The 5,700-nt window shown below is 69.5% G+C and carries 4 protein-coding genes; 3 read left to right on the plus strand and 1 reads right to left on the minus strand.

All coding sequences use genetic code 11. The features are described from left to right. On the plus strand, window positions 1–1,017 hold a 1,017-nt coding region (locus ACFDS6_RS02435), incomplete at its 5' end, for a short-chain fatty acyl-CoA regulator family protein (RefSeq protein WP_375270519.1). Here ACFDS6_RS02435 and ACFDS6_RS02440 read toward each other — a convergent pair. Then, a complete protein-coding gene (locus tag ACFDS6_RS02440) occupies window positions 1,002–1,388 on the minus strand; it encodes a PilZ domain-containing protein (protein ID WP_375270520.1) in 387 nt (128 codons plus the stop codon). The genes ACFDS6_RS02435 and ACFDS6_RS02440 overlap by 16 nt on opposite strands. Window positions 1,389–1,506: 118 nt before the next feature. On the opposite strand from ACFDS6_RS02440, the gene acs reads away from it, so the two are divergent. Continuing rightward, a complete protein-coding gene (acs, locus tag ACFDS6_RS02445; RefSeq protein WP_375270521.1) occupies window positions 1,507–3,480 on the plus strand; it encodes an acetate--CoA ligase in 1,974 nt (657 codons plus the stop codon). Between the two features lie 57 nt (window positions 3,481–3,537). Then, window positions 3,538–5,598, plus strand: coding sequence for a M13 family metallopeptidase (locus ACFDS6_RS02450; RefSeq protein ID WP_375270522.1), 2,061 nt, complete (start codon window positions 3,538–3,540; stop codon window positions 5,596–5,598). The last annotated feature ends 102 nt before the right edge of the window (window positions 5,599–5,700 follow it).

Here is a 5,700-nt window from a genome sequence, read left to right on the forward strand (position 1 = left end):
GCGATGATCACCGGCGCGGGGCTGACCGGCACCGGCGCGCGGCTGCCGTGGGAGGCGGTGCGCGACTGGTTCCACGACGCGGGCAATTACATCGACGCGCTCGACCGCGCCGCCGAGACGCTCGCGAGCCATGGCACGATCGAGCAGCAACTCAGCCAGCACCGCGTCGCGCTCGCGCTCGATCCCGACGACGCGGCCCCGCTCGCGCGCTTCGACGGCCGGGTGCTCACGCTCGCCGCCGCCACCCCGCCCGAGACGCGGCGTTTCCTGGTCGCGCATCGCCTCGCCGCGATCGCCTTCGCCGCGCCGATCGCCGACATCGTCGCGGCCGCCCCGCTCGCGCACGACGAGGCGCGACGGCTGCTGAGCATCGGCCTCGCCAATTACGCCGCGGGCGCACTGGTCATGCCCTACGCCGCATTCCGGGCCGAGGCGAAGGCAGTGCGCCACGACATCGACCGGCTGTCCAGGCGGTTCGGCGTCAGTTTCGAGCAGGCGTGCCACCGCCTCTCGACGCTCCAGCGCCCGGGCGCGGAGGGCATCCCCTTCTATTTCTGCCGCGTCGACATGGCGGGGAACATTACAAAGCGGCACTCGGCGACGCGGTTGCAGTTCGCGCGCTTCGGCGGGGCGTGCCCGCTCTGGCATGTCCACGAGGCGGCGGCGATCCCCGACCGCATCCTCGTCCAGCACGCCGAGACCCCCGACGGCGTGCGTTACGTGTCGATGGCGAAGGGATTGGTGAAGCCGTCGGGCCGCTTCGCGCGCGCGCCCAGGCGCTACGCCGTGGTGCTTGGGTGCGAGACGACCCACGCCGCCGATTTCGTCTACGCCGACGCGCTAGGGATATTGCAGGGGGGCGTCTCGCACGGTCAGGCGGGTGCGCCGACGCCGATCGGCATCTCGTGCCGGCTATGCCCGCGCAGCGACTGCGACCAGCGCGCGTTCCCGCCGACCGATCGCGCGATCCGCGTCGATCCGGCGACGCGCCGCGTCGTGCCCTACAGCGTCGTCTGACGCCGGAACCGCTCGTTCGCGGCCGCCATCCAGCCGGAGGTCGGCGTCGGCGGCGCGCTGTTGCCCGGGCGGCGCTGCCGCGCGGCGTCGAGGTCGATCGGCGCGTCGAAGCGCAGCCCGGCGCGGTCGCCGCGTACCCATTTGACCCGCGCTTCGACGTGGTCGACCCGGCCGATCGACACCATCACCGGCATGTCCGCGACCAGTCCGACCGGCTTGGCGATGCACACGCCCGACACCGACACGTTCAGCACGCGGTGCTGGGTCGGCTGCGACCCTTCGCTGCGCACCACATCGGCGCTCAGCATCACGCTGGTGCGTGGAGCGCGGGCGGCGGCTGCGTCGGCGGCGAGCGGGGAAATCGTCTGCATGGCGCTTCGCGCCTAGCCAGAGAAACGTTACCGTTGTGCTAATGAACGGCCCAGCGAGCGCGATGCTGGGAGCGCGTTGTGGCGGGTGCGATGCTTGCCCTCGCCGGCCGCCCGGCGCATGCAGCCCGCTATCAGGAGAAGGAGCTACCAGCGCGTGTCCGATAACGACCTGTTCCCCGTTCCCGAACACTGGCGCAGCAGCGCGCGCGTCGACGCCGCGGGCTATCGGGGGCTGTACGATCGCAGCGTAACGGAACCCGACGCCTTCTGGCTCGAGCAGGCCGAACGGCTCGACTGGGTGACGCCGCCCACGACCGCGGGCGACTGGTCGTTCGACGCCGACGATTTCCACATCCACTGGTTCGCCGACGGATCGCTCAACGCCAGCGCCAATTGCATCGACCGACATCTCGCCGAGCGCGCCGACCAGGTCGCGATCATCTGGGAACCCGACGTACCCACCGAGGAGCCGCGCCGCTTCACCTACGCACAGTTGCACCGCGAGGTCTGCCGCTTCGCGAACGTCCTGAAGGCGCAGGGCGTCGCCAGGGGCGACCGCGTCACGATCTACCTGCCGATGATCCCCGAAGCGGCGTTCGCGCTGCTCGCCTGCGCGCGGATCGGCGCGATCCACTCGGTCGTGTTCGGCGGCTTCTCGCCCGACGCGCTCGCCGGGCGGATCGAGGATTGCGGCTCCAGGATCGTCGTCACCGCCGACGAGGGCCGGCGCGGCGGCAAGGCGATCCCGCTCAAGGCCAACGTCGACGCGGCGGCGGCGAGCGCGCCGACGCTGGAGCGCGTGCTGGTCATCCGCGCGACCGGCGGCGACGTCTCGATGAACGCGCGCGACACCTGGTACCACGAGGCGGCGGCCGACGTGTCCGACGATTGCGCGCCGGAGCCGATGGCGGCGGAGGACCCGCTGTTCATCCTCTACACCAGCGGCTCGACCGGCAAGCCCAAGGGCGTGCTCCACTCGACCGGCGGTTACCTGCTGTGGGCGGCCTACACCCACGCGCTCGCGTTCGATTACCGTGCGCCGAACGTCTACTGGTGCGCCGCCGACATCGGCTGGGTCACCGGGCACACCTATATCGTCTACGGCCCGCTCGCGAACGGCGCGACGACGCTGATGTACGAGGGGCTGCCGACCTGGCCCGATGCCCGCCGCATCTGGCAGGTGGTCGACCGCCATCAGGTGCACACGCTCTTCACCGCACCGACCGCGCTGCGCGCGCTGATGAAGGAAGGCGACGCGCCGGTGAAGGCGACCAGCCGCGCGTCGCTCAAGCTGCTCGGCACGGTCGGCGAGCCGATCAACCCCGAGGCGTGGCGCTGGTACCACGACATCGTCGGCGAGCGCCGCGCCCCGATCATCGACACCTGGTGGCAGACCGAGACCGGCGGTGCGATGATCGCGCCCCTGCCCGGCGCGACCGACCTTAAGCCCGGTTCCGCGACCCGTCCGCTGCCCGGCGTCCAGCCGCAGCTGGTCGACGAGCAGGGCACGGTGCTGGACGGCGCGGCCAGCGGCAATCTGTGCATCACCGCGTCGTGGCCGGGGCAGATGCGCACTGTCTGGGGCGATCACGATCGCTTCTTCCAGACCTACTTCACCACCTACCCGGGCAAGTATTTCACCGGCGACGGCTGCCGGCGCGACGAGGACGGCTATTACTGGATTACCGGCCGCGTCGACGATGTCATCAACGTGTCCGGCCACCGCATGGGCACCGCCGAGGTCGAGAGCGCGTTGGTGCTCAATCATCAGGTCGCCGAGGCCGCCGTCGTCGGCATGCCGCACGACGTCAAGGGTCAGGGCATCTACGCCTATGTGACGCTGAAGGACGGGGTGGAGCCCAGCGACGCGCTCGCCGCCGAGCTGAAGGCGTGGGTCAGGAAGGAGATCGGCCCGATCGCCACCCCCGACGCGCTGCAATTCGCGCCCGGTCTGCCCAAGACGCGCTCGGGCAAGATCATGCGCCGCATCCTGCGCAAGATCGCCGAGGGCGACACCGGATCACTCGGCGACACCTCGACGCTCGCCGACCCGGCGGTGGTCGACGACCTCGTCGCCAACCGCGTCGGATAGTTGCAACGGATACGTTGGTGTCCTAAGTCAATGACACACTGTTGGGGAAGGGGATCGATGAACGTCTCTGTATTTACGCACCTGTCGTTGGGCGTCGCAGCACTTGCCATTGCCGCGCCCGCGTTCGCGCAGACCGCCGCTCCCGCCGCTGCGACCGCGCCGGCCGGCCCGCGCTACGGCAGCTTCGGCGTCGACCTGACCGCCGAGGACAAGACGGTGAAGCCCGGCGACGATTTCTGGACCTTCGCCAACGGCAATTGGGACAAGCGGACGCAGATCGCGGCCGACCGCACCTCGGCCGGTTACATGGTGACGCTCGCCGACCAGGCCGAGGGTCAGGTGCGTGATATCCTGAGCGACGCCGCGCGCGACCCGAACGCGGTCGGCGCCGGTGGCAAGCAGATCGGCGACCTCTACGGCAGCTTCATGGACGAGGCCGCGATCGAGCGCGCCGGCACCGCGCCGCTCAAGCCCTATTTCGCGAAGATCGACGCGGCGAACGACAAGACAAAGCTCCAGACGCTGTTCGCCAGCGTCGGCTACGCCTCGCCGGTCGAGATCGGGCAGCTGCCCAATCCGGCCGACCCGACGCAATATATCGCGATCGCCAGCCAGAGCTCGCTCGGCATGCCGCAGGATTACTATCTGCTGCCCGGCGCCAAGTATGACACCTATCGCGCCGCCTATCGCAAGTACGTGGAGCAGATCCTGGCGCTGTCGGGCGTCGCCGACGCGTCCGCCAAGGCCGATCGCATCGTCGCGCTCGAGACTGCGATGGCCAAGGTGCAGTGGACCCCGGTCCAGCAGCGCAATCTTCAGGCGATGATCAAGCCGATGAACGCCGCGCAGCGCACCGCGCTCGCGCCCGAGTTCGACTGGCCGCTGATGCTCAGGACCGCGGGGTACGAGCGCTTCCCAGTCGTCGTGATGGGCACCTCGACCGCGCTGACTTCGCTCGGCAAGCTCTACGCCGCGACGCCGGTCTCGACGTGGCAGGATTGGATGAAGTTCCGCTTCGCCAGCGCGAATGCCTCGGTGCTGCCGAAGGCGTTCGACACCGCCAATTTCGACTTCTACGGCCGCACGCTCTCGGGTCAGCAGGAGCAGCGCGCGCGCTGGAAGCGCGGCATCGCGCTGGTGAACAACGCGATGGGCGAGGCGGTGGGCGAGGTCTATGTCGCGCGCCACTACCCGCCCGAGTCCGAGGCGAAGATGGCGGAGCTGATCGCCAACCTGCGCGCGGGCTATCAGGAGCGTATCTCCGCCAACACCTGGATGGACGCCAAGACCAAGCAGGCGGCGCTCGCCAAGCTCGCCGCGTTCGATCCGCGCGTCGGCCACCCGGTCAAGTACATCGACTATTCGACGTTCAAGGTCGTGCGCGGCGATCCGCTGGGCAACAACATGCGCGCGGGCGAATTCCAGCATCAGCTCGACCTGTCGTACCTCGGCAAGCCGGTTGACCGCACGCTCTGGGGCATGACGCCGCAGACCGTGAACGCCTACTACAACCCGCTGTCGAACCAGATCACCTTCCCGGCGGCGATCCTGCAAGCGCCCTACTTCGACCCGAAGGCGGATGCGGCGGTCAATTACGGCGCGATCGGCGCGATTATCGGCCACGAGATGGGCCACGGATTCGACGACCAGGGCAGCCAGTTCGGCCCGACCGGCAAGTTCGAGAATTGGTGGACGCCCGAGACCCGCGCCGCCTTCACCAAGCGGACCGGCGAGCTCGTCAGCCAGTATGACGCCTATGAGCCGATCCCGGGCACGCACGTGAAGGGGCAGCTGACGCTGGGCGAGAATATCGGCGACCTGGGCGGGCTGGAGGCGGCGTACACCGCTTACCAGAAGTATCAGGCGACCCACGGCAAGGCGCCGGTGATCGGCGGGCTGACCGGTGACCAGCGCTTCTTCCTCGCCTACGCGCAGGCGTGGCAGTCGAAGATCCGCGAGGACGCGCTGCGCAGCCGCCTGCTCACCGACCCGCACTCGCCGCCCTACAACCGCGTCAACGGCGTCGTCCGCAACGTCGACGCGTGGTACAATGCGTTCAACGTCAAGCCGGGCGACAAGCTGTACCTGGCCCCGGAACAGCGCGTGAAAATTTGGTGAGGCCGACGCGAGGCGCGTAGCCCCGCTACGCGCCGGTCCGCACCGCGGACGCGCCGGCCCGGCCGACGTGGCGCAACCGCGCCACGTTCGACGGCGCGGGAT

Source organism: Sphingomonas sp. (genome assembly GCF_042095875.1).
Classification (GTDB): domain Bacteria; phylum Pseudomonadota; class Alphaproteobacteria; order Sphingomonadales; family Sphingomonadaceae; genus Sphingomonas.